The following is a 21,779-nucleotide window of genomic DNA, read 5'->3' on the forward strand; positions in this document are numbered from 1 at the left end:
CATGGCACTGACCATTTTCCTGATCATGATCGTTTTGCTGCTGCTCGGCTTCCCGATGATGATTCCGTTGCTTGTCGCCACATTTGTCGGCTTCGTTTTTATGTTTGGCGATCTGGGCAAGATGGACTTCATGGTCCAGCAGATTATGGCCGGCATCCGGCCGGCATCGCTGATTGCCGTGCCGATGTTCATTCTGGCGGCCGACATCATGACCCGCGGCCAATCGGCCAACCGTCTGATCGACATGGTGATGAAATTCGTCGGCCATATCAAAGGCGGACTGGCTGTCAGCACGGCGGCGGCGTGTACGCTTTTCGGCGCGGTTTCCGGCTCTACCCAGGCCACTGTTGTCGCCGTCGGTTCGCCGTTGCGGCCACGCATGCTCAAGGCCGGGTACAAGGATTCCTTTGTGCTGGCGCTGATCATCAACGCCTCCGACATTGCGTTCCTGATTCCGCCCTCCATCGGCATGATCATCTACGGCGTGATTTCAAGCACGTCGATTTCCGAGCTGTTTATTGCCGGCATAGGTCCGGGGCTTTTGCTGCTGGTGCTGTTTTCGGCCTATTCCATGGCCTATGCGGTCATCCACAAGGTGCCCACGGAACCCAAGGCAAGCTGGGCCGAGCGTGGCCAGTCTGTCAGGCGTGCGCTTTGGCCGCTGGGCTTTCCGGTCATTATCGTCGGCGGCATCTATGGCGGGATCTTCAGCCCGACCGAAGCCGCCGCGGCTTGTGTGCTTTATGCGATGATCCTCGAATTCGTCATCTTCAGATCCCTCAACCTTCCCGATATCTACCGGATCGCAAAATCCACCGGACTGATCACGGCAGTGGTGTTCATTCTGGTCGGCGCTGGCGCAGCATTTTCCTGGGTCATTTCCTTTGCCCAGGTGCCGCAGGCAATCCTCGCCGCCGTCGGGGTCGCCGATATGGGGCCGAAGGGCGTTCTGGCCGTCATTTCGATCGCCTTTTTCATCGGCTGCATGTTTGTCGATCCGATCGTGGTGATCCTGATCCTGGTTCCGATTTTCGCGCCGGTGGTCAAGTCGGTCGGACTTGATCCGGTGCTGGTCGGCACGATCATCACGCTTCAGGTGGCGATAGGCTCGGCGACGCCGCCGTTCGGCTGTGACATCTTCACGGCGATCGCCATCTTCAAGAGACCCTATATCGAGGTCATCCGCGGCATATTCCCGTTCACGGTGATCCTGCTGTGCGTCTCTGTCGCCCTTATCTATTTCCCGCAAATCGCGTTGTTCCTGCGCGATCTTGCATTCCGGTAACGGGGTAGAACCATGTTTGAACGAATTCTGGTTGCGGTCGACGGATCCGAAGGCTCCAAGAAAGCCCTCAACCTGGCGGCAAGGCTGCAGCAGACCTGCGGTGGTGACCTGATGATTCTCACCGTCTTCCGTCATCATTCGCTGTTGGAAGCGTCGATGTCGATGGTGCGTCCGGATGATCCGGAGAGCCTCGATGATTCGATGCGCGCCTATGCCAAGGAAGTCGCGGAGGAGGCCAAGAGCATCGCCGCCGAGGCCGGCGCGGGCAATGTGCGGGCCTTCGTCAAGGCTGGTCAGCCGGCACGCATGATCGTGAAATTCAGCGAAGAGCACAAGGCTGACCTGATCATTGTCGGCAGCCGCGGCCAGGGCGATGTTCAGGGGTTCCTGCTCGGCAGTGTCTCCCACAAGGTGACCAGTCTTGCCAAAGCGCCGGTGATGGTTGTCTGACACGCTCGAGACATTGGTAGCCTGACGGGATCGACGGCATCGCAGGGAGTGGTTGCATGAACACACAGACAATCGCACTGTCCGGGGAACCGGTCCGGTTCAACGATCCGGGCGCCACCGCGCGCCTCGGGTTGATTGCACTTGCGACGGACATGACAAGCGAGCGCGACCTGTACCGTCAGTTGCCGCAGGACGGTGTCGCGATCCACGTCGCCCGGGTGGCCTACGAGAATCCGACGACACCCGAAAATCTGCGCAAGATGACCCCTCGCCTGACTGAAGCGGCGGCCTTGCTCGCACCGCTGCGTCCGCTCAGGGCGGTTTGCTACAGCTGCACTGCCGCATCGGTGGTCATCGGCGATGCCGAGGTCGCAGCCGCAATCCGCGCGGCTGTCGGAAACGTGCCCGTCGTCACCCCCGCAGGCGCGGCGCGAATGGCGCTTTCGGCGCTCGGGGTGCGGCGGATTTCGGTTCTGACGCCCTACACGGTTGCGACAAGCCAGCCGATGGCGGACTACTTCACGCGGCACGGGCTGGAGATCTGCCGTTTCGAGTGCCTCGGCCTTGAAGACGACCGCGAGATGGCAAGGGTCAGCGACCAGAGCATCATCGACGCAGCGCTTGCCGTCGACAGGCCCGAGGCCCAGGCCCTGTTCCTGTCGTGCACGGGACTGCCGGCGATCAATGTCATTGCGGAGATTGAACAGCGCATCGGCAAGCCTGTCGTCTCCTCCAATCAGGCCAGCGCCTGGGCCATGGCGCGCCTCGCCGGTTTTGATAATCACAAGCCCGCGCACTATGGCAGGCTGTTTGACTGTGCGCTGCCTGAAGCCGCTTTTGGTGCAGCGACATGAGCCCGCAACAGTCCTTTGTCGGTCTGGACGAGATCGAGCGGGCACGCACAGCCATTGCCGCAACCGTGCGCGCAACGCCGGTCAATCTGTCGCAATCGCTCAGCGATCTTGCCGGTGTTGCGGTCCACCTCAAGCTGGAACACACCCAGGTCACCGGCAGCTTCAAACTGCGCGGCGCGGCCAATGCCGTTTCCGCTCTGTCGGGTGACGAGAAAAGCCGCGGCGTGGTCGGGGTTTCCACCGGCAATCACGGGCGAGGGCTGGCCTATGCCGCCAGAGCTGCCGGTGTCAGATGCATCATCTGCATGTCGCGCCTGGTGCCACAGGCCAAGATCGACGGCATCAGGGCGCAAGGCGCTGAGGTGCGGATCATCGGCGCGTCCCAGGACGAGGCGCAGCAGGAAGTGGTCCGGCTGGTAAGCCAGGACGGAATGACGATGATCCCGCCGTTCGATCATCGCGCCATCATTGCCGGGCAGGGCACGCTGGGCCTCGAACTGCTGGAACAGATGCCGGACGTGGCCACGGTTCTGGTGCCGCTTTCCGGCGGCGGGCTGATCTCCGGTGTCGCCGCGGCCCTGAAGGCCAGGCGTCCCGAAATCAGCATCATCGGGATATCGATGGAGCGCGGCGCGGCGATGCATGATTGCCTGAAAGCCGGCAAGCCGATCCATGTCGAAGAGCTTGCCACGCTGGCCGATTCACTCGGCGGCGGGATCGGACTGGACAATCAGCTGACATTCGCCATGACCCGCGATCTTGTCGACGATGTCATTCTTGTCAGCGAGACGGAAATCGCCGCCGCCATCCGTCATCTCTACTGGCAGGAACGTCAGATTGTCGAGGGCTCGGGATCTGTCGGCGTTGCGGCCCTGTTGGCGGGCAGGATCAAGAGCGCCGGTCCCGTCGCCGCCATCCTCAGCGGCGGCAATATCGACATGACGCAGCACTTCCGCATCATCTCCGGTGAGGATGTTGATGTGACCAAAGAGGCCGCCTGACATGGCCGACATCAAGATCCTGACTGAAGTGGAATTGCGCGACGCGGTGGCGCTTGATCTGGAGGCAATTGCCTGCGTCGAGCAGGCCTTCGCGGCGCTGGCCGGCGGCGAGGTTGTCATGCCGCCGATCCTCTCCATGGCGATTGCGCCATTCAATGGCGAGGTCGATGTCAAAACCGCCTTCGTTCCCGGCATCGACAGTTTCGCCATCAAGATTTCTCCGGGCTTCTTCGACAATCCCAAACTTGGTCTTCCGAGCACGTCGGGACTGATGGTGCTGTTTGCGGCCCAAACCGGCATGCTCGAAGCCCTGCTGCTCGACAACGGGTACCTGACCGATGTGCGCACCGCCGCCGCCGGGGCGGTGGCTGCAAGGCATCTCTCCCGCGCGGATGCATCCAGCGCCTGCATTCTCGGCGCCGGCTGTCAGGGCAAGCTGCAGCTCACGGCGCTGAGCCTGGTGCGACCGCTCGGGACCGCGACCATCTGGGCGCGCGACCCGGCCAAGGCCAGCCTTGCCGCGGCTGAAATGAGCCGGGAACTTGGTATCGAGGTCAGTGCCGCCACCGATCCCGCCGCTGCGGTGTCGGCAGCCGACATCATTGTCACGACCACGCCGGCGTCAAAGCCGGTGCTAGAAGCAGAATGGCTCAGGCCCGGTCAGCACATCACCGCCATGGGCTCTGATCAGGACCACAAGAACGAGATTGATCCGGCCTGTTTCCAAAGGGCCGATCTCTATGTGCCGGACCGGTTGTCGCAGACCCGCCTGCTTGGTGAATTGCGCAGCGCCATTGCCGCCGGGGTGGTCAAACCCGGGGCTGATTTTGCCGAGATCGGTGGAATTGTCGCGGGCAGGGCCAAAGGCCGTCTCTCCGATCAGGACATAACCATTGCCGATCTGACCGGAACCGGCGTCCAGGATACCGCGATCGCCACCTTCGCCCGCAAGCGCGCGCTGGCGCTCAATGCCGGCACCGACTTTTCAAACTGACTGCACACCAAGAAAGGAAACTCCCCCGATGTCCGCGCCAGTACTCAATTTCAGCCGGGACGAATATGCGCATCGCGTTGCCAGGACGCGCGAGGCGATGGCCGCAGCGGAAATCGACGTCATTATTGTGTCCGATCCGTCCAACATGGCCTGGCTGACTGGCTATGACGGCTGGTCTTTCTATGTCCATCAATGCGTGGTGGTCGGGCCGGATGGCGATCCGGTCTGGTTCGGCCGCAGTCAGGATGCCAACGGTGCACGGCGGACCTCGTATCTCTCCGACGCCACCATCATCGGCTACGCCGACAAATACGTGCAATCCACCGAGCGTCATCCGATGGACTATCTCTCGGCAAAGCTCGATGAGCGCGGATGGGGAAACAAGCGCATCGGTGTCGAGATGGACAATTACTGGTTCTCCGCCGCCGCCTTTGCGTCACTTCAAAAGCATCTGCCGAACGCGCGGTTCTCCGATGCCACGGCGCTGGTCAATTGGCAGCGCGCCGTCAAATCGAACCAGGAGCTGGACTACATGCGCAAGGCCGCGCGTCTGGTGGAGCGCATGCACCAGACCATTTTCGACAAATGCGAAGTGGGCTACCGCAAATGCGATCTTGTCGCCGACATCTATGAAGCTGGCCTGCGCTATGATGACGGGCTCGGCTTTGGCGGCGATTACCCCGCAATCGTTCCGCTATTGCCTTCGGGGGCTGACGCATCGGCACCGCATCTGACTTGGGATGACCAGCCGATGAAGAGCGGCGAGGGGACGTTTTTCGAGATCGCCGGGGTCTACAAGCGTTACCATTGCCCGTTGTCGCGAACCGTGTTCCTGGGCAAGCCGACGCAGACCTTCATCGATGCCGAAAAGGCGGTGCTGGAAGGCATGGAGGCGGGGCTGGAAGAGGCCAAGGCCGGAAACCTGTGTGAAGACATCGCAATCGCGTTTTTCAAGGTGCTCACCAAATACGGGATCACCAAGGACAACCGCACCGGTTACCCGATCGGCCTGTCCTATCCGCCGGACTGGGGCGAACGCACCATGTCGCTCAGGCCTGGCGACAAGACCGTGCTTGAGGAAAACATGACCTTTCACTTCATGACCGGGCTCTGGATGGACGACTGGGGCTTTGAAATCACGGAAAGCATTGTCATTGGCGCAACCGGACCGGAGTGTCTGGCCGATGTCCCGCGCCGGATGCTTGTGAAGGATTGAGCGCAAATGGTCACCAATCCCATTACACCCACAATCCCGCTCAACGAGGACGGAACGCATCACGGCTTTCTGCGACTGCCCTACAGCCGTGATGATTCCGCCTGGGGATCGGTGATGATACCGATCACCGTGATCAAGAACGGCACCGGCCCGACAGCGCTGCTGACCGGCGCCAATCATGGTGACGAATATGAAGGTCCTATCGCCCTGATGGAACTGGCGGTGACACTGAAGCCCGAAGACATCGAGGGCCGCGTGATCATCGTGCCGGCGATGAACTATCCGGCCTTCAGGGCGGGCACCCGGACATCCCCGATTGACCGGGGCAACATGAACCGGTCGTTTCCGGGCTCGCCAAGCGGTACGGTCACCGAAAAGATCGCGGACTATTTCCAGACTGTTTTGTTGCCTGAGGCCAGTGTCGTGCTTGACTTCCATTCAGGGGGAAAGACGCTGGACTTCATTCCCTTCGCATCTGCCCATGTGCTGGAAAACAAGGAGCAACAGGCTGCCTGTGTGGCCGCCGTGGAAGCATTCAACGCACCCTACTCGATGATCATGCTCGAGATCGACAATGTCGGCATGTATGACACCAGCGTCGAGGATCAGGGCAAAATCTTCGTCACCACGGAACTCGGCGGCGGTGGCACCTCGACGGCGCGGTCAAATGCCGTCGCCAAGAAGGGGGTACGCAATGTGCTCAAGCACGCGGGCATCATGAAGGGGGAGCTGGAGATCGCTCCCTCGGTGATGCTCGATATGCCCGACGATGATTGCTTCGTTTTCTGCTGCGACGATGGCATGTTCGAGGCGATGAAAAACCTGGGCGATCCGGTGGAAAAGGGCGAGACGGTCGCGCGCGTCTGGCCAACTGATTGCACAGGAAGGCCGTCGATCGAGTATCACGCCAACCGTTCAGGCATTCTGGTATCCCGGCATTGTCCCGGATTGATCAAGTCAGGCGATTGCATGGTCGTCGTGGCCGTCACGGTCTGAAGGCCACCTGCTCCGGCGAACCCCGCGCGTCAAACCGATGTGCGGGGCGCGCCTTGCATGGCAAGCAGAACCAGCCGCGGTCCATGATCCTGCGAAGTGCGGTTGATGCCGCTCTTGCAATTTGAAATATGAATCAGTATTCATGTTTTATGTCAACCAACGCTTACCCCAGAACCCGAAGAGGCGTGGCCCGTCGCGAGCAGATCCTGCGGGCTGCCGAGGAGATGATCGGTGCGCAGGGCTTTTCCGCGGCGTCGATCGCCGACATCACCCGTCATGCGAAAACCGCGCTGGGCACGTTCTACATCTATTTTTCCAGCAAGGAAGACGTCTTCCGGGAGCTGGTTCTGGAAATGGGGCAATTGACCCGTGGTGTGATCACCCAGGCCGTCGCCGGCGCGCCGAACCGGCTCGAAGCCGAGCGAGCCGGGCTGAAGGCATTCTTGCGCTTTGTCAGCGAACGGCCGTCGCTCTACCGGATTGTCGAGGAAGCCCGCTTTATCGATGCCGACGCCTACAAAGCCTACTTTACCAGTTTCGCCAGGGCCTACGCGGCGCAACTGAACGAAGCCGCCGCTCAGGGAGAGCTGCGGCCGGGTGACGCCGAGGTCCGCGCCTGGGCCTTGATGGGCATCGCCAAGACCCTGGGCGAGCGCTACGTGCTATGGGACGACAGCTCCGACATTGATCACGTGGTCGATGAAGCCTTCTCGATGATCCAGGATGGCCTTGCGCCATGACCGCGCGGGTGACCGCCGAAACGGTTTATTTGCCTGACGGCACTGCCTGCGCGCGGCTGACCATGGTGGCGGCCCGCGCCAATGCGCTTGAGCCGGTATTGCTAGGTGACCTGGCTCACGCGCTGGATCAGGCTGAACGGCAGGACGCCAGGGTCATCCTGCTTTGCGGCGGTTCGAATTTTTCCAGCGGAGGTGACGTGCGCGCCTTTCATGCGGCCGGGCTCAGGGGGGAGGCTGTCGCCTATGCGAGCCAGGTCGTGCCGCGTCTGCAAGCCCTCATCGCCCGCCTGATCGCCATGCCGCGACTTGTGGTGGTGGCGGCGCGCGGCGCCATCACCGGAGGTTCCGCAGGCTTCCTGTTCGCCTCGGATCTCGCGGTGTTGGCGCCCGACGCCTTTGTGCAGCCCTATTATGCAAAGGTCGGCTTTGCGCCTGATGGCGGCTGGACAGCGTTGCTGCCGGACCGCATCGGCGCCGGGCCGGCTTCGGAATGGCTGCAGTCGGACCATAGGCTCTCGGCACAGGCGCTCTGCGACCGGGGACTGGCGAGCGCAATGTCCGACACGCCCGAGGAGAGGGCTGTGGATCTCGCCGCAAATGCAGAGATCGGCGCAAGGCTCGCGGCCAAGGCCCTGATCTGGGACGAGGCGCGCCGCGCCGATATCAACCGGCGGCTCGAAGCCGAGACGGCGGCCTTTCTCGAGCGGATTGCGAAACCTGAAACGGCACTCGGCATGTCACGATTTCTCGAGCGCATTGGAGGCAAGACCGATGTTTGATGAAATTCCGGACATGGCCGCCAAACGCGCCGAGATATCCCCGGATGCGACAGCTTTTGTCGAGGCCGACACTGGCCGCAAGTGGCGGTTTGATGAAATCAACCTCGCAGCGAACGGCGTCGCTCGCGGCCTGGGCCAGGCCGGCCTGGGTGAGGGCGATCGCCTGGCGATCCTGTGCCTCAATTGCGTCGAGTTCTTCATCATCCTGTTTGCCTGCCAGAAGACCGGTATTGTTCTCTGCCCGCTCAACTGGCGTCAGCCGGCGCCCGAACTGGTCGATACTCTTGAACCCGTTGGTGCCAAGGCGCTGATCCATGACGCAGCCCAGGCGTTACTGGCGACAGAGGTTGCACAGGCCTGCGCCATACCGGTCCTCGACATCAAAACCGATGTGGCAGGATGGATCGGGGCCGGAACGCAAGCACCGGCGGCCAGGGTGCCGGCCATCCGGCCATGGTATCTGCTGTTCACCTCGGGAACCACGGGCCGCCCCAAGGCGGTGATCCAGACTGCGCGAATGGCCTGGGCCAATGCGATCAATATCTCTCAGGCCACGCGGATGACCTCGGCGGACACCTCGGTCAATTTCCTGCCGTTGTTTCACACCGCCGGAATCAATCTCTACACCTTGCCGCTGTTTCTTTTGGGGGGCTGTTCGACGGTTCTGCCGAAATTCGAACCGGGTCAGATTTTCGATCTGCTCAAACAGGGCAAAGTCAGTCAGTTCTTCGGTGTTCCGGCGATCTACCAGTCTTTCAGCCTGCTGCCCGATGTCGGCGGGATCGAGTGGGGCGCGATCGGCTGCGGCTGTGGCGGCGCGCCTCTGCCCGAACCGCTGATCCGGTTTTTTGCCGGGCATGGCGCCAGGGTGCTCAACGGCATGGGCATGACCGAAACCGGACCGACGGTGTTCCTGATGGATCCGGAAAACGCCGAAAAGAAGATCGGCTCCGTCGGGCGGGCACAGATGCTCACCGAAATGCGGCTTGACGGCGTTGCCGAAGGTAAACCCGGCACCGGCGAGATCCAGCTCAAGGGAGCCAACGTCACGCCCGGATACTTCCAGAACGAAAAGGCCACGCGCGATGCCTTTACCGACGATGGCTGGCTGCGGACCGGAGATATCGGCCGCCGCGACGAGGATGGCTACATCTTCGTGGTGGACCGGATCAAGGACATGTATATTTCCGGCGGCGAAAACGTCTATCCGGCCGAAGTCGAACGCGTGCTCAATGAACATGAAGATGTGCTGGAGGCCGCCGTGATCAGCATGCCTGACGACAAATGGGGTGAGGTCGGCGCGGCCTTCATCATTGTCCGGCCGGGCTCGGTTCTCGATCCCACTGAGCTCAGGAGCTGGAGCCGTGCGCGGCTTGCCGCCTACAAGGTGCCGGTCAGGGTGACGCTGGTGGAGGATTTTCCGCGCACTGCAGCCGGAAAAGTCCGTAAGCCCGAATTGAAGGCGATGCTTCCGTGAAAATCGATCTGTCTTCCAAATGGACTCCAACACAGGCCGAGTTCGATCTGTTTGCCCGCATATCCGGCGACGACAACCCGATCCATGTCGACCCGGACTTCTCCGCCCGAACCGCCTTCGGACGTACAGTCAGTCACGGCATGCTGATCTACACCAGGCTGTGGGGGATGCTTACAAGCGCACATCCAGGGATCAGGCAAAACGGCCAGACCATGATGTTTCCCAACCCCTGTTACACCGGCGAACCGGTTGATCTGCTGGTGTGCGGAGACTGTCCGGGAACGCTCACAGTGCGGGCAGTCAGGTCCGCCGATGGCGCCGAACTTCTGGTCGGTGAAACGGAGGTTGCGTGATGGAAATCGGTCAGGCAGTCACTGTCAGCCGCAGCTACAGCGGCGCGGACCTCAAGGGGTTCGCAGCCCTCAGCGGATCGGATGTTCCCGCCACTGTCCCCGAACCGCTGATTGCGGCGCTGTTTTCCTATCTGCTCGGCGTCAAGCTTCCGGGGCCGGGCACCAACTATCTCAAGCAGGAGCTCAGATTTCTCGCTCCGGCCTCAGCGGACACTGAGCTGACCGCAAAAGTCGAGATCACCAGACTGCGCCCGGACAAGCATCTGGTTGATCTGTGGTCGACCTGCACCGATGCCAATGGCGTGCTGATCTGTGAAGGCCGCTCGCTGGTCAAGGCCAAGGATGTAACGGCCTGATCAATCGTGGGGGAAAGGTGCTTGCCTTGCCCGGTCACAGACTGTTAGCGAAATCAACCAGCCGGTCAGCAAAAGCCTCCGGTTCTTCCAGATGGGCCGAATGGCCCGAGGCCGAAAACACATGCAGCTTGCCGCGCGGCGCGGTGTCAGCCAGCCATCTGGCGGCGGATGCCGGATAGACCCGGCTCAGCGCGCCGCAACTTGCCAGCAGCGGACAGGGCAGCCGGCCGATGAGGCCGCGGTGATCCATGCCGACCAGCGCCTTCCACAGGGCGATCATTTTCTCCGGATCATTGGTGAGGATCTGGGCGAGCGCATCCTGCCTGCTGTAGCCCGCTGCGCCTTCGCGCCGGCCGAACATGGTGGTTGCAATCGCTTCAGCCATGCCGCGCCAGTCGTCAATCATGCGCGTGGTGGTGGTGTCGAGATCGGCTTCGCCTTGACCGATCAGCCCGTGCGGCCAATCCGGACTGCAGGCAAGTTTCGGGCTCATGTCGACCGTCATCAAGCCTGCGATCCGGTCGGCGCCAAATTGCTCGATATACTGCCAGGCAACCGCCGCCCCCATCGACCAGCCAACGAGAATGACGTCGTCAAGATTGTGCGTGTCCAGCAAATCGGCCAGCGTCTGCGCCGCGGCCTCGAGCGAGGGCTGCATGGTCACCAGTTCGCCGTGACCCGGCAGGTCTGGAGCGTGGCAGTCGAATTCAGCCGGCAGCCGCCCGACCAGATCCTTGAAGATCGAGCCGCGCATGGTCCAGCCATGCAACAGAACCACCGGCCGTCGCCGGGGCATGATCAGCGTCGCCGTCAATCTTCTGCCCTTAGCCGTCCGACAATGCCCGTGGGAAAGAAATAGACACTGAGGATGAAGAGCACGCCGAGCCACAACAGCCAGCGGTCGGGGTCAAGCAACTGCGGGATCAACGGCAGTGCTTCCGACGCACCGGAAGCGACACCCATCAGGTTTTGCAGATAGTTCTGTGCCAGCACGAAGATCGTGGCCCCGATCACCGCGCCATACATGGTGCCCATTCCTCCGATGACCACCATCAGCAGGATGTCGAGCATGATTTCGAAAGACAGCGTCGTGGCCGGTCCGACATAGCGCAGCCAGATCGCAAACAGGCTGCCGGCAAGAGCCGCAACCGCAGCCGAAAGGCAGGTCGCCAGCGTGCGGTAAAGCACGACCCGGTACCCGATCGCCTCGGCGCGGAAATCGTTCTCGCGGATCGCCTTGAGCACCCGCCCGAAAGGCGAGTTGACGACCCTGAGCAACAGCAGGAACAGCGCAAGCGAGGCGAAAAACACCAGATAGTAGTTCAACGTCTTGCCGGTGATGCTGATGCCGAACAGCTTACCCAGCCGGAAAGCAGGCGTCAGTTCGCGCGGAATGGAATAATTGAGGCCATCCTCGCCGCCGGTCAGGCCGGACAACTGGCTTACCAGCACCGCCACGGCGGAGGCCACCGCCAGCGTGATCATCGCAAAGAAGATCGCCCGGACTCTCAATGAAAACAGCCCGATCAGCAGGGCCAGCAGGGCTGCGGCGATGGCACCCGAGATGGTGCCGACGATCAGCGCATCGTAGCCGCGTCCCATATGGGAGGACGCCAGCGCCACGCCATAGGCGCCGAGGCCGAAGAACATGGTGTGGGCAAAGCTGACGATGCCGGAATAGCCGAGCAACAGATCATAGCTTGCCACCAGCACGATGAAGATGCAGATCCGCGCCGCCGTTTCGAGCGACCTGACGCCAGGAAACAGGAACGGTGCCAAGGCCAGACCCGCAAGGATGGCCAGCAGCAGGCAGGTCAGGATCAAGGAACGCGGACGGTCGCCGGAAAGAAGCTGTGTGAGCATCCTATTTCGCCTTCACAACGGGCATCATGCCCTGAGGCCGCCACATCAGGATGGCCGTCATCAGTGCAATGTTGGAAACCAGCGCCAGCTTGGGCTCGAGAAACGCCACGTAGTTCTGCAAGAGCCCGACCAGCAGCGCGCCGATGAATGCGCCTTCCACCGATCCCAGACCGCCGATGATGACGACGATGAAAACCAGGATCATCATTTCCTCGCCCATGCCGGCGGTGATGACCTCCTGATAGAGGCCCCACATTACCCCGCCCAGACCGGCGAGTGCGGAACCCGTGACAAACACGCCGATGAAGACCAGTCGCAACCGGTAACCCAGCGCTTCCACCATTTCGCCGTTCTGCACACCCGCCCGCACGATCAACCCGATCTTGGTGCGCTTGAGCACCAGCCGCATCGCGATGAACAAGGCCAGCCCGAAGACCACGGCGAGCAACCGGTATTTCTCGATTGCGGCGCCGGCAAAGGTGACGGCGCCCTTCAGGGTTTCGGGCCGGGTGAGATAGATCTCGTCCGGCCCCCAGACCACATGGATCAGTTGCTCGATGACGATCAGTCCGCCGACGGTCACGAGGATCTGCTTGAGATGCGCGCCGTACACCGGGCGCACGATCACCCGTTCGAAGCCCCAGCCCAGCGCGCCGGTGACGCACATGGCGGCAATCACCGCTGCCAGCACCGCCGCCACATTGAGCAGCAGCGACGGCGCGCCGGTCCAGCTCTCGAGCGCCAGCAGCGCCGAGATGCCGACATAGGCTCCCACCGAAATGAATGCGCCATGACCGAAATTGATCACATCCATCAGTCCGAAGACCAGCGTCAGCCCCGACGCCATGATGAAGATCATCATGCCCATCGCCAGTCCCGACACTGTCAGCGTCAGCCAGCTCGATGTTGATCCGATCGACAGGAAGCCAAGAACCACCAGAATCGGGACAAGCAGCACCGGCATCATTTTTCCGAAGCGTTCGGGAATCGACAATTGCGCGTATTTCGGTGCGTGGTCGGGTGCGGCTGCCATGATCAATGCGCCTCCATGCTCAGGCCCATCAGGCGTTCCTGCAAGTCAGCGTCTTCGGCGAGTTCACTCATCCGGCCGGCCCAGACGATGCGCCCGTCATCCATCACTGCGGCGGTGTCACCGAGTGCCTTGGCGACGGCGAAATTCTGTTCGACCAGCAGGATCGACGCGCCGTGTTGCTTCAGGTCGCGAAGCGCCCCGGCCATGGTCGAAATGATCGCCGGCGCCAGCCCCTTGGTCGGCTCGTCGATCAGGTACAGCTGACGTTCCTCAGCCATGGCGCGGGCGATGGACAGCATCTGTTTCTGCCCGCCCGAGAGGTTGCCGGCTTCTGATCGCCAGAAGGTGCGCAACGGCGGGAAGGCCGAGAATATCCACTCCAGCCGCGCCGGATCGAGCGGTCCGGACGCGGCTGCCAGTATCATGTTCTCCTCCACCGTCAGATCGGAAAAAATGCCCATGTCCTCGGGCACGAACCCCATTCCGGCGCGCGCCCGGGCAGCGGTCGCCATGGTGGTGATGTCGGCGCCATTGAAGCTCAGGCTGCCGGATTTGGCCTGCCAGTGGCCGATGATGGTGCGCAGCGTCGTGGTCTTGCCCACGCCATTGCGTCCCAGCAGCATGGTCACGCCGCCGCGCGGCACGACGAGATCGACGCCCTGCAGGATGTGATACTGGGCGATGTCGGTGTGAATGCCGGAAAGTTCGAGGATCGGATCAGACATCTGCAAGGTCCCGCCCCATATAGGCTTCCTGCACCACGTCGGACGCCATCACCGTGGCGGGATCGCCATCGGCGGCAAGCGCGCCGTTGTGCAGCACGATGATGCGGTCGGCCAGCGAACGGATCACGTCCATCTTGTGTTCGACCAGCAAAATGGTCCGGTCGGTGTCGGCCTTGAGTTCGGCGATCAGCTCGAGCACCACCGGCGCTTCGTCGACACTCATGCCGGCAGTCGGCTCGTCGAACATGTAGACCAGCGGGTCGAGCGCGATCAGCATGGCCACCTCAAGCTTGCGCTGGTTGCCATGGCTGAGCCCGCCGACTTTCTGTTCACTGAGGGGGCTGAGACGGACCCGCTCGAGCACTGCCATCGCCGCGACCGTCAATTCGGCGTGCGCATTGGCCATGGAGAACAGGTTGAAACCCATCCTGCGCCGGGCCTGAATCACCAGCCGGACATTTTCGAGCACGGTGAGATCGGGAAACAGATTGGTCAGCTGGAAGGCGCGCCCCAGTCCCTTGCGGCATCGCACCGCCACCGGGTCGCGGGTCACATCCTCACCCATCAGCCGGACGGTGCCCGCCGAGGCTGTGATCTGACCGGAGATCAAATTGAAATAGGTTGTCTTGCCGGCGCCGTTGGGCCCGACGATCGCAGTGAGTTCACCGGCGTGGAAGCTGCAGGTGACGGCGTCAACCGCCACATGGCCGCCAAAGCGGGCCGTCAGGCTGTCCGTTTCCAGAAGCGTCTGTGTCATGGCGCACCTACCGGCGGAGGATGAATACGCCGCGGACGCCACTAGGCTGGCATCCGCGGCTTTGCGAGCCTAGTTGCGGACCGGAATGTCCATGTCGTCTATGCCGATCTCGCGCACCAGAACCGGGACGCCATAGTCCTTGCCGTCCTGGATTTCGGTACGGAAATGGTACATCGCCTGCAGCGCCTGGTGATCTTCCTTGCGGAAGCGCATCATGCCCTTGGGTGTCTGCCATTCCATGCCTTCCATCGCGGTAATCAACGCTTCGGTGTCAGTCGAACCGGCCTTCTTGATGGCCTCGACCACGGCAATTCCGGCTGCCATGCCGCCGGCAGTGAAGAAATCCGGGGGCGAGCCGAAGCGCGCCATATGCTGCTCGACCAGCCAGTCATTGACCGGATTTTTCGGGATTTCATAATAATAGTAGGTCGCGCCTTCCATGCCCGGAAGTTCCTTGTAGGCCGTCAGCGCCGCCAGGATGTTGCCGCCGGTGGCGATCTCGATGCCGAAGCGGGACGGATCCATGGCGTTGATCTTGCCCATCGGGTTGCCGCCGCCGGCCCAGATGATGAACAGCTTCTTCTTGCCTTCAACGTCGGACATGGCATTGAAAATGCGCTCTGCCGCTGCGGTGAAGTCGGTGGTATCGGTTGGCACGTATTCTTCATGGGCAATCTTGGCGCCGGTGCCGGCGAGAGCTTCACGGAATGCGGCAACACCGTCACGTCCGAAGGCGTAATCCTGCGCCAGCGTTGCAATCGTCACACCCTCGCCACCAAGCGCCACGGCGTTGGCGATGGCGTCCTGCGAGGAGTTGCGGCCGGTCCGGAAGATATAGCGGTTCCAGTTCTCGCCGGTGATCGAGTCGGCCACCGCAGGTTCGACGATCAGGATCTTTTCGTATTCCTCGGCGACAGGAAGCATCGCCAGCCCAACACCGGAACTGACCGGCCCGACAGCGATGTCGGCCTCGTCATCGCCATAGGCTTCAGCCAGCACGGCCTTGCCGATATCGGGCTTGAGCTGCGTGTCCTTTTCGATGATGACGATCTTCTCGCCATCGATTTCCATGGTTCCATCGGTGGCATATTCCAGGCCGAGCATCAGTCCCGTATGCGATTGCGCCGCATAGGCCTCGAGCGCTCCGGTCTTTCCGTAGATATGGGCGATGCGGATTTCCGCCATCGCCGGGCCTGCCAGCATCAGTGCGGCTGCACTGCTCGCAACTATCGTCTTCATCTTCATATCGGGTCTCCTCCCAAAGCCGAACAACGGTAAAAACATGAAACATGAATCAATATTCATGTCAAGGTTCCGGCACGGAGTGAACCGCCATGCTTCCCTGTCTGGGCGACAAGGCTGTTGCCATCTCCGGGCCACGGCGGCGCCCTTCGAGGCTGCCATGATCCATTCCGGGAGAGGGGCAGATCCGGCCGGGCAATGGCGACCTGCCGCGCGGTCCGCGACAGGCCTCAGTTACACCGCAGGCAGTTGCCGCGACCGGCTTTCTCCACGGATGTTGATCCAGTTGGCGAGAATGATGATGCCGCCGCCGAAGAGGATCATCAGATCGGCCTTCTCGCCAAACAGCACCATGCCGACAATGGCGATCAACGGCAGCCGGGTGAAGTCGATCGGCATGACAAAGCTTGCCGGCGCCAGCGACAGCGCTGTGGTCAGGCAATAATGCGCCATCAGGCCGGCGCCCCCGATCACCAGCAGCCACGGGAACGTCGTCAGCGTCGGCCATGTCACCGATCCCTGCGCCACAAGGCTGATCAGGCCAAAACACGATTGCAACCCGGTCAGCCAGAACAGGATCGAGACGATGCTCTCATGCCGCGTCAGCGCTTTCGTCATGATGATGGTGGCGGCAAAGAAAATCGCCGAGGCGGCCGCTGTCATCAGGCCGGGTTCAAGTGCACCGAAATCCGGTCTGGCGACAACCAGAACGCCGACAAAGCCCAGGGCTGCGGCGAGCATCCTGTACCCTGTCAGGCGTTCGCCCAGAAACAGCAGGCCCAGCAGGATCACCCAGATCGGCGTGGTGAATTCGAGCGCGAACACCTGCGCCAGCGGAATCGAGGCAAGCGCGAAAAACCACAGGTTCTGACCGGTGAAGTGAAACAGGTTCCTGAAGAAGTGCTGCCTGAGCCTTTCGCTGCGGATTTCCCCAAGCTTGCGGTTCGCCGCTGCCAACGCCAGCACGATTACAAGGCCGGTCAACGAGCGGAAGGCCATGATCTCGAAAGTGCTGTGCACCTCCGATACATAGCGGCCGGCAACCGCCATCGTCGAAAACGAAACGATTGATCCGGTCATCCACAGTGCGGCGAGTCCCGGTCGGTGGATTTGGGGCATGGTGTTTCTTCCGGTGGAGCGGGCGCACGCTCGGTGCGGAATGAGATGGAAGGCTGCCAATCCTGACGCCGTCTCGCGCCAATCAAGCGGATTCGGTCCGACAATGCAATTGGCGCGCGAACGGATGCCGATTTCGGACTGGATGAACAAGTCAGTCAGACAGACATCGCCATGCCGCGGCTCAGGCTTGCCTTTGACGATTGTGCGGCAGACATCATCGATCTACGATCGCGCGGACCCGGATGGAGCGCACTCATGCATGTCTTGATCATTGGCGCGGCAGGCATGATCGGCCGCAAACTGGCTGGGGCGATTGCCCGCTCGGGCAAGCTCGGTGCATCCAGCGTCGCCGGATTGACCCTGGCCGACACCGTCAGGCCTGAAGCTCCGTCCGGGTTTTCAGGCGAGGTGGCGTGCCTGGCGGTCGATATTTCCGATCCCCGTGCGGCGCCGCAGCTGCTCGCTGGCCGGCCCGATGTGATCATACACCTGGCGGCCATCGTGTCGGGGGAAGCAGAGCAGGATTTCGACAAGGGGTACCGGATCAATCTGGATGGAACCCGCTACCTGTTTGATGCGGTCCGGCATCTTTCCGGGGCGCAAGGCTATTGCCCGCGGCTTGTGTTCGCCTCTTCGATAGCCGTCTTCGGTACGCCGTTGCCCGACGAGATCGATGACACCTTCATGCCCGCGCCGCTGACGAGCTACGGCGCCCAGAAGGCCATCGGCGAACTTCTGTTGCAGGATTATTCCCGCCGCGGCTTTTTCGACGGGCTGGCGATCCGCCTGCCGACCGTCTGCATTCGCCCCGGGCTGCCCAACAAGGCTGCCTCCGGCTTTTTCTCTGCCATCCTGCGCGAGCCGCTGGCCGGCAAACCGGCAATTCTGCCGGTTCCCGATACGGTCCGCCACTGGCACGCCAGTCCGCGGGCGGCAGCGGGTTTTCTCAGCCATGCCGCGACCATGGATACATCCCCGGTCGGGCACCGGCGGGTACTCAACATGCCGGGTGTCTCGGCCACCGTGGCCGAGCAGATCGAGGCGCTGCGGGGGATTGCAGGAGACAGGGCGGTGGCGCTTATCCGAAGCGAGCCTGATCAGGCGGTCATGGACATCGTTTCAAGCTGGCCTCGCGGATTTGCCGCGGAGCGCGCGCTCAAGCTCGGTTTCCGCGCCGAAAGCTCATTCGACGAGATTATCCGCATCCACATCGAGGACGAAATGGGTGGCAAGCTCTGAGCGGACCGCTTTCTCCGGTGACGCAATCCGGTCACGCAACCTGGGCCGTGACCTCGATCTCGATCTGCATTTCCGGACGGATCAACTGGCAGACGATCATTGTCGCCGCCGGGTCGATGCCGCCCAGACAGTCAGCCAGCACCGGCGCGACCGCATCGAAATGTTCGGGCTTGGTGACATAATACCTCACCCGCACGATGTCGCTCAGGCTCGCGTCCAGAGCCGCCAGCGAGGCGGCAATGGTGGTAAAGCAGTTGCGGGCCTGGTCGGCGACATCGGCAGGCATTTCCATCGCGGCGTAATCATAGCCGGTGGTGCCCGAGACATGCACAAACGGTCCCTGACGCACGGCCCTGGAATAGGCCGCCGCCTTTTCGAACGGTGAACCGGTCGAGTGTTTGCGTCTTTCGATCATCCGGCTTTCCCCGCTGTCCTGGCCGCCTCAGCCGTGCGCCCAGTCCATGTAGAGTTCGCGCGCATTGCGTGCGACGGGGCCCGCCTGCAGTTTACGATCCTCGATGCCGATCACCGGCACCACCTTGGAGTGGTTGCCGGTCGAGAAGATCTCGTCGGCATCGATGAAATCGGCAACCGACAGGGATTTCTCCACCACCTCGGTTCCCGCCTCGCGCAACAGCCGCATCGTGCGCGACCGGGTGATGCCAGACAGGAAGGTGCCGTTCGGCGCCGGTGTGAACACCACGCCGTCCTTGACCAGGAAGATGTTGGAGGTGCCGGTTTCAGCCACATTGCCGAGCATGTCGAGCACCAGCGCATTGTCGAAGCCGCGCGACTTGGCCTCCATCACTGCCCGGCCATTGTTGGGGTAGAGACAACCGGCCTTGGCGTTGGTCGGTGCGGTTTCATAGGTTGGACGCCGGAATGGCGAGACCGTCACCGAAAATCCAGAAGAGGCGATCATCGGGCTTTCAAACAGACACAGGCAGAACCGGGTCGAGTCCGGATCGGCAGGCACCGACATGTAGCCGCCGTGTTCGGCCCAGTACATCGGCTTGATGTAGACCGCGGTCTTGCCGTCGAACTTTTTCAGACCCTCATGCGCCAGGCCCTCGATGGTCTCGGCGTCCATCGTCGCGCGCATGCCCAGGGCATTGGCGGAGCGGTTGACGCGCTGGCAGTGCAGGTCAAGATCCGGAGCCACGCCGTCAAACCAGCGCGCGCCGTCAAACACGGTTGATCCAAGCCACATGGCGTGGCTCACCGGGCCGATCAGCGGCGGATTGCCTTCCAGCCAGTCGCCGTCCACATAGGTCCAGGTCTTGGTGCGGGCTTGAGTGTCGACGGCCATAGTGTCCTCCTGCGGGTGTATCGTGCGTGCCTGAACGACAATCGAACGCCGCCGCCATGTCCGTCAAGTCACGGCTGGCACTGAGCCGCACCGAAACATTGCAATAGCACGATCCTTGCGTGATGGTGCCGCCGCGGGAAACAAACAAACGCATGGGCTTGCAGGCGTCCGGTTTCGCTCGGGGATTGAAGGCGATTTTGCCGCATCCCGGCATGGCGAAGCCCGAAGCTTGACTGTTGCGCTGCAACATGTTCATCGTGACACTTGGAATGGGAGAGTTTTCGATGGCCTATGCCGCTTATGTATTCGACGCTTACGGAACCTTGTTCGACGTGCATTCGGCAGTTCGTCGTCACGCCGAAGCAATTGGCCCCGACGGGCAGCAATTGTCGGAAATCTGGCGGGCCAAACAGCTCGAGTATTCCTGGACCCGGGCGCTGATGCGCGAGTGGCGGGATTTCTGGGCCCTCACCGAAGAGGCGCTCGATCACGCCTTCGAGCGCGTCCCGAGCGCCGACAGGAGTTTGCGCGCCGATCTGCTTGATGCCTATTTCAAACTCGATTGCTATCCGGAAGTGCCTGCTGTGCTCAAGGCGCTCAAGGCCACCGGCGCGCGGGTGGCGATCCTGTCGAACGGCTCGGTGCCGATGCTTGCGTCCGCGGTCGGCAACGCCGCACTTGATTCGGTGATCGATGACGTCTTCTCGGTGGATGAACTCAGAACTTTCAAGACAGATCCCGCCGTCTACGAGATGGTCACTACCGCCTACCGGCTCTATCCCGATGCAGTCTCGTTCCAGTCCTCCAACCGGTGGGATGTCGCAGGCGCCACGAAATTCGGTTTTCGAACCGTATGGATAAACCGCGCCAGAATGCCCGACGAATACCGGGATCTGTCGCCGTCGTTGATCCTGCCGGATCTCAACGGCGTCGAATAGGGCAGCTCGGGCAAGACCGGGATGCGGTTTTGCGATCACCACATTTGAAGTCAAAGAGCTGACGCGTCGCCGCAATTCGTGCGAAAGCGACGTGCGTTAGCGGCGCCGGCGCGGTTTGTCGCAGTCGGCCACCACCGGCCATTCCGGTGGTTGTCAGGCGCTGACCTGTTGAAATATTCTTGTCATTGCTGCGGAACGATCGATCCGTTTGGCCGTTTAACGGACAGGCAAGGAGAGCTTTTCAACCATGAAACAAGCATCGGATTATGACAGTATGATCGGCTTTGCGCCTGAAGCCGCCCCCCGGGAAGATCTCGAAACACTCACCCTCGACTCAGATGCAGCCGCACTGTTTCTCGATTTTGACGGAACCCTGGTCGACATCGCCCCCACCCCGGATTCGATCCGCTTCGGCCCGGAAGATGCGGAACTGCTGGACGCCTTGTACAGACGTCATGCCAGTGCTGTCGCGGTTGTTTCGGGCCGCGACCTGCGGGACCTTGACCGCTATCTCGATTGTTTTGCGGGAACCGTTTCCGGCGGTCACGGAGCCGAGCTGCGCCACGGCAAAACCGAATTGCCTGGGGTCGACTGTGATCTCGAACGCCTTGCCCGCCTCAAGGATGCCGTGAGAGCGTTTGCCGGTGCCGAACCGCGTGTGATTGCCGAGGACAAGAGCTTCGGAATCGTGCTGCATTTCCGTCAGCACCCGCAACTTGAAGGCAAGGTGCGCGATTTCCTCTCTGATCTCGTAGATGATGATGGTGATTTCGGCCTCCAGTCCGCCAAGATGGCCATCGAGATCAAGCAGAATGGCATTTCCAAGGCCGACGCCATCGAGCGAATCATGCGATTCGAGGAATTTGAAGGTCGCGGCATCGTGTTCGCCGGGGACGACGAGACAGACGAAGCGGCCTTCCGCTGGATCGATGAACGGGGCGGCGTCACGATCAAGATTGGCGATGGTCCTACCCGCGCACGCTACCGGACACCGACCCCCTCGGCCTTCAAGGATTGGCTGCGTGTGCAGCCCGGCGGGACGAGGGCCTGACG

At 61.7% G+C, this 21,779-nt stretch carries 24 protein-coding genes; 15 read left to right on the forward strand and 9 right to left on the reverse strand.

Annotated elements, in window-relative coordinates:
* The first annotated feature begins 1 nt into the window (after position 1).
* From ABJN75_RS08525 to ABJN75_RS08580, 12 genes are all read left to right on the forward strand, one after another.
* Entirely contained in the window at positions 2-1,285 is a 1,284-nt protein-coding gene (locus ABJN75_RS08525) for a TRAP transporter large permease (protein WP_348438700.1), read from the forward strand.
* A 12-nt stretch (positions 1,286-1,297) separates the two neighbouring features.
* Positions 1,298-1,735: a universal stress protein gene (locus tag ABJN75_RS08530; RefSeq protein WP_348438702.1), complete on the forward strand. Its 438-nt coding sequence runs from the start codon at positions 1,298-1,300 to the stop codon at positions 1,733-1,735.
* A gap of 56 nt (positions 1,736-1,791) precedes the next feature.
* On the forward strand, positions 1,792-2,589 hold the full coding sequence (gene eutA, locus ABJN75_RS08535; protein WP_348438704.1) for an ectoine utilization protein EutA: 798 nt from the start codon (positions 1,792-1,794) through the stop codon (positions 2,587-2,589).
* Positions 2,586-3,590, forward strand: coding sequence for a hydroxyectoine utilization dehydratase EutB (eutB, locus tag ABJN75_RS08540; protein WP_348438706.1), 1,005 nt, complete (start codon positions 2,586-2,588; stop codon positions 3,588-3,590). The genes eutA and eutB overlap by 4 nt, the downstream gene beginning before the upstream one ends.
* 1 nt (position 3,591) lies before the next feature.
* On the forward strand, positions 3,592-4,584 hold the full coding sequence (eutC, locus tag ABJN75_RS08545) for an ectoine utilization protein EutC (protein WP_348438708.1): 993 nt from the start codon (positions 3,592-3,594) through the stop codon (positions 4,582-4,584).
* Positions 4,585-4,612: 28 nt separating this feature from the next.
* Positions 4,613-5,800, forward strand: coding sequence for an ectoine hydrolase DoeA (gene doeA, locus ABJN75_RS08550; protein WP_348438710.1), 1,188 nt, complete (start codon positions 4,613-4,615; stop codon positions 5,798-5,800).
* A gap of 6 nt (positions 5,801-5,806) precedes the next feature.
* Positions 5,807-6,796, forward strand: a complete 990-nt coding sequence (doeB, locus tag ABJN75_RS08555) for a N(2)-acetyl-L-2,4-diaminobutanoate deacetylase DoeB (RefSeq protein WP_348438712.1) — start codon at positions 5,807-5,809, stop codon at positions 6,794-6,796.
* A 185-nt stretch (positions 6,797-6,981) separates the two neighbouring features.
* Positions 6,982-7,536: a TetR/AcrR family transcriptional regulator gene (locus ABJN75_RS08560; RefSeq protein WP_348438714.1), complete on the forward strand. Its 555-nt coding sequence runs from the start codon at positions 6,982-6,984 to the stop codon at positions 7,534-7,536.
* Entirely contained in the window at positions 7,533-8,315 is a 783-nt protein-coding gene (locus ABJN75_RS08565; protein WP_348438716.1) for an enoyl-CoA hydratase/isomerase family protein, read from the forward strand. The genes ABJN75_RS08560 and ABJN75_RS08565 overlap by 4 nt, the downstream gene beginning before the upstream one ends.
* Complete coding sequence (locus ABJN75_RS08570; protein WP_348438718.1) at positions 8,308-9,792, forward strand: AMP-binding protein; 1,485 nt, start codon at positions 8,308-8,310, stop codon at positions 9,790-9,792. Before ABJN75_RS08565 ends, ABJN75_RS08570 begins: the two co-directional genes overlap by 8 nt.
* Entirely contained in the window at positions 9,789-10,145 is a 357-nt protein-coding gene (locus ABJN75_RS08575) for a MaoC family dehydratase (protein ID WP_348438720.1), read from the forward strand. The genes ABJN75_RS08570 and ABJN75_RS08575 overlap by 4 nt, the downstream gene beginning before the upstream one ends.
* Entirely contained in the window at positions 10,145-10,501 is a 357-nt protein-coding gene (locus ABJN75_RS08580) for a phosphate acetyltransferase (protein WP_348438722.1), read from the forward strand. Before ABJN75_RS08575 ends, ABJN75_RS08580 begins: the two co-directional genes overlap by 1 nt.
* A gap of 34 nt (positions 10,502-10,535) precedes the next feature.
* Here the strand turns inward: ABJN75_RS08580 and ABJN75_RS08585 are convergent, their stop codons facing one another.
* The 7 genes from ABJN75_RS08585 to ABJN75_RS08615 all read right to left on the reverse strand — a co-directional run bounded on the left by ABJN75_RS08585 (position 10,536) and on the right by ABJN75_RS08615 (position 17,240).
* Positions 10,536-11,297 (reverse strand): alpha/beta fold hydrolase, encoded by a 762-nt coding sequence (locus tag ABJN75_RS08585; RefSeq protein ID WP_348438724.1) that lies wholly within the window; start codon positions 11,295-11,297, stop codon positions 10,536-10,538.
* A 14-nt stretch (positions 11,298-11,311) separates the two neighbouring features.
* On the reverse strand, positions 11,312-12,364 hold the full coding sequence (locus ABJN75_RS08590; RefSeq protein ID WP_348438726.1) for a branched-chain amino acid ABC transporter permease: 1,053 nt from the start codon (positions 12,362-12,364) through the stop codon (positions 11,312-11,314).
* Position 12,365: 1 nt separating this feature from the next.
* On the reverse strand, positions 12,366-13,331 hold the full coding sequence (locus ABJN75_RS08595) for a branched-chain amino acid ABC transporter permease (protein ID WP_348438770.1): 966 nt from the start codon (positions 13,329-13,331) through the stop codon (positions 12,366-12,368).
* 68 nt (positions 13,332-13,399) lie between these two features.
* Positions 13,400-14,122, reverse strand: a complete 723-nt coding sequence (locus ABJN75_RS08600) for an ABC transporter ATP-binding protein (RefSeq protein ID WP_348438728.1) — start codon at positions 14,120-14,122, stop codon at positions 13,400-13,402.
* Positions 14,115-14,879, reverse strand: coding sequence for an ABC transporter ATP-binding protein (locus tag ABJN75_RS08605; RefSeq protein ID WP_348438729.1), 765 nt, complete (start codon positions 14,877-14,879; stop codon positions 14,115-14,117). Before ABJN75_RS08605 ends, ABJN75_RS08600 begins: the two co-directional genes overlap by 8 nt.
* A 69-nt stretch (positions 14,880-14,948) precedes the next feature.
* Positions 14,949-16,118, reverse strand: coding sequence for a substrate-binding domain-containing protein (locus ABJN75_RS08610; protein ID WP_348438772.1), 1,170 nt, complete (start codon positions 16,116-16,118; stop codon positions 14,949-14,951).
* Between the two features lie 237 nt (positions 16,119-16,355).
* Positions 16,356-17,240 carry a DMT family transporter gene (locus tag ABJN75_RS08615; RefSeq protein ID WP_348438731.1) on the reverse strand — a complete coding sequence of 295 codons (885 nt, stop codon included), beginning with the start codon at positions 17,238-17,240 and terminating at the stop codon, positions 16,356-16,358.
* A gap of 255 nt (positions 17,241-17,495) precedes the next feature.
* On the opposite strand from ABJN75_RS08615, the gene denD reads away from it, so the two are divergent.
* Positions 17,496-18,479, forward strand: a complete 984-nt coding sequence (gene denD, locus ABJN75_RS08620) for a D-erythronate dehydrogenase (RefSeq protein WP_348438733.1) — start codon at positions 17,496-17,498, stop codon at positions 18,477-18,479.
* A 31-nt stretch (positions 18,480-18,510) separates the two neighbouring features.
* On the opposite strand, the gene ABJN75_RS08625 is transcribed toward denD, so the two are convergent.
* Together ABJN75_RS08625 and ABJN75_RS08630 are read right to left on the reverse strand one after the other, a co-directional pair.
* Positions 18,511-18,891: a RidA family protein gene (locus ABJN75_RS08625; RefSeq protein WP_348438774.1), complete on the reverse strand. Its 381-nt coding sequence runs from the start codon at positions 18,889-18,891 to the stop codon at positions 18,511-18,513.
* A 30-nt stretch (positions 18,892-18,921) separates the two neighbouring features.
* Positions 18,922-19,788 (reverse strand): branched-chain amino acid aminotransferase, encoded by an 867-nt coding sequence (locus tag ABJN75_RS08630; protein ID WP_348438735.1) that lies wholly within the window; start codon positions 19,786-19,788, stop codon positions 18,922-18,924.
* A gap of 284 nt (positions 19,789-20,072) precedes the next feature.
* On the opposite strand from ABJN75_RS08630, the gene ABJN75_RS08635 reads away from it, so the two are divergent.
* Positions 20,073-20,726 carry a haloacid dehalogenase type II gene (locus ABJN75_RS08635; protein WP_348438737.1) on the forward strand — a complete coding sequence of 218 codons (654 nt, stop codon included), beginning with the start codon at positions 20,073-20,075 and terminating at the stop codon, positions 20,724-20,726.
* Between the two features lie 247 nt (positions 20,727-20,973).
* Entirely contained in the window at positions 20,974-21,777 is an 804-nt protein-coding gene (gene otsB, locus ABJN75_RS08640) for a trehalose-phosphatase (RefSeq protein ID WP_348438739.1), read from the forward strand.
* Positions 21,778-21,779 lie beyond the last annotated feature (2 nt).

Origin of the sequence: Hoeflea sp. (assembly GCF_039975035.1) — a bacterium.
Taxonomy (GTDB): Bacteria; Pseudomonadota; Alphaproteobacteria; order Rhizobiales; family Rhizobiaceae; genus Hoeflea.

Excerpts from the sequence above, each read along its gene's own strand:
- ABJN75_RS08525 (WP_348438700.1), top strand. The coding sequence starts at position 2 with ATGGCACTGACCATTTTCCTGATCATGATCGTTTTGCTGCTGCTCGGC.
- ABJN75_RS08530 (WP_348438702.1), top strand. The coding sequence starts at position 1,298 with ATGTTTGAACGAATTCTGGTTGCGGTCGACGGATCCGAAGGCTCCAAG.
- eutA (WP_348438704.1), top strand. The coding sequence starts at position 1,792 with ATGAACACACAGACAATCGCACTGTCCGGGGAACCGGTCCGGTTCAAC.
- eutB (WP_348438706.1), top strand. The coding sequence starts at position 2,586 with ATGAGCCCGCAACAGTCCTTTGTCGGTCTGGACGAGATCGAGCGGGCA.
- eutC (WP_348438708.1), top strand. The coding sequence starts at position 3,592 with ATGGCCGACATCAAGATCCTGACTGAAGTGGAATTGCGCGACGCGGTG.
- doeA (WP_348438710.1), top strand. The coding sequence starts at position 4,613 with ATGTCCGCGCCAGTACTCAATTTCAGCCGGGACGAATATGCGCATCGC.
- doeB (WP_348438712.1), top strand. The coding sequence starts at position 5,807 with ATGGTCACCAATCCCATTACACCCACAATCCCGCTCAACGAGGACGGA.
- ABJN75_RS08565 (WP_348438716.1), top strand. The coding sequence starts at position 7,533 with ATGACCGCGCGGGTGACCGCCGAAACGGTTTATTTGCCTGACGGCACT.
- ABJN75_RS08570 (WP_348438718.1), top strand. The coding sequence starts at position 8,308 with ATGTTTGATGAAATTCCGGACATGGCCGCCAAACGCGCCGAGATATCC.
- ABJN75_RS08580 (WP_348438722.1), top strand. The coding sequence starts at position 10,145 with ATGGAAATCGGTCAGGCAGTCACTGTCAGCCGCAGCTACAGCGGCGCG.
- ABJN75_RS08585 (WP_348438724.1), bottom strand. The coding sequence starts at position 11,297 with ATGCCCCGGCGACGGCCGGTGGTTCTGTTGCATGGCTGGACCATGCGC.
- ABJN75_RS08590 (WP_348438726.1), bottom strand. The coding sequence starts at position 12,364 with ATGCTCACACAGCTTCTTTCCGGCGACCGTCCGCGTTCCTTGATCCTG.
- ABJN75_RS08595 (WP_348438770.1), bottom strand. The coding sequence starts at position 13,331 with ATGATGCCGGTGCTGCTTGTCCCGATTCTGGTGGTTCTTGGCTTCCTG.
- ABJN75_RS08600 (WP_348438728.1), bottom strand. The coding sequence starts at position 14,122 with ATGTCTGATCCGATCCTCGAACTTTCCGGCATTCACACCGACATCGCC.
- ABJN75_RS08605 (WP_348438729.1), bottom strand. The coding sequence starts at position 14,879 with ATGACACAGACGCTTCTGGAAACGGACAGCCTGACGGCCCGCTTTGGC.
- ABJN75_RS08610 (WP_348438772.1), bottom strand. The coding sequence starts at position 16,118 with ATGAAGACGATAGTTGCGAGCAGTGCAGCCGCACTGATGCTGGCAGGC.
- ABJN75_RS08615 (WP_348438731.1), bottom strand. The coding sequence starts at position 17,240 with ATGCCCCAAATCCACCGACCGGGACTCGCCGCACTGTGGATGACCGGA.
- denD (WP_348438733.1), top strand. The coding sequence starts at position 17,496 with ATGCATGTCTTGATCATTGGCGCGGCAGGCATGATCGGCCGCAAACTG.
- ABJN75_RS08630 (WP_348438735.1), bottom strand. The coding sequence starts at position 19,788 with ATGGCCGTCGACACTCAAGCCCGCACCAAGACCTGGACCTATGTGGAC.
- ABJN75_RS08635 (WP_348438737.1), top strand. The coding sequence starts at position 20,073 with ATGGCCTATGCCGCTTATGTATTCGACGCTTACGGAACCTTGTTCGAC.
- otsB (WP_348438739.1), top strand. The coding sequence starts at position 20,974 with ATGAAACAAGCATCGGATTATGACAGTATGATCGGCTTTGCGCCTGAA.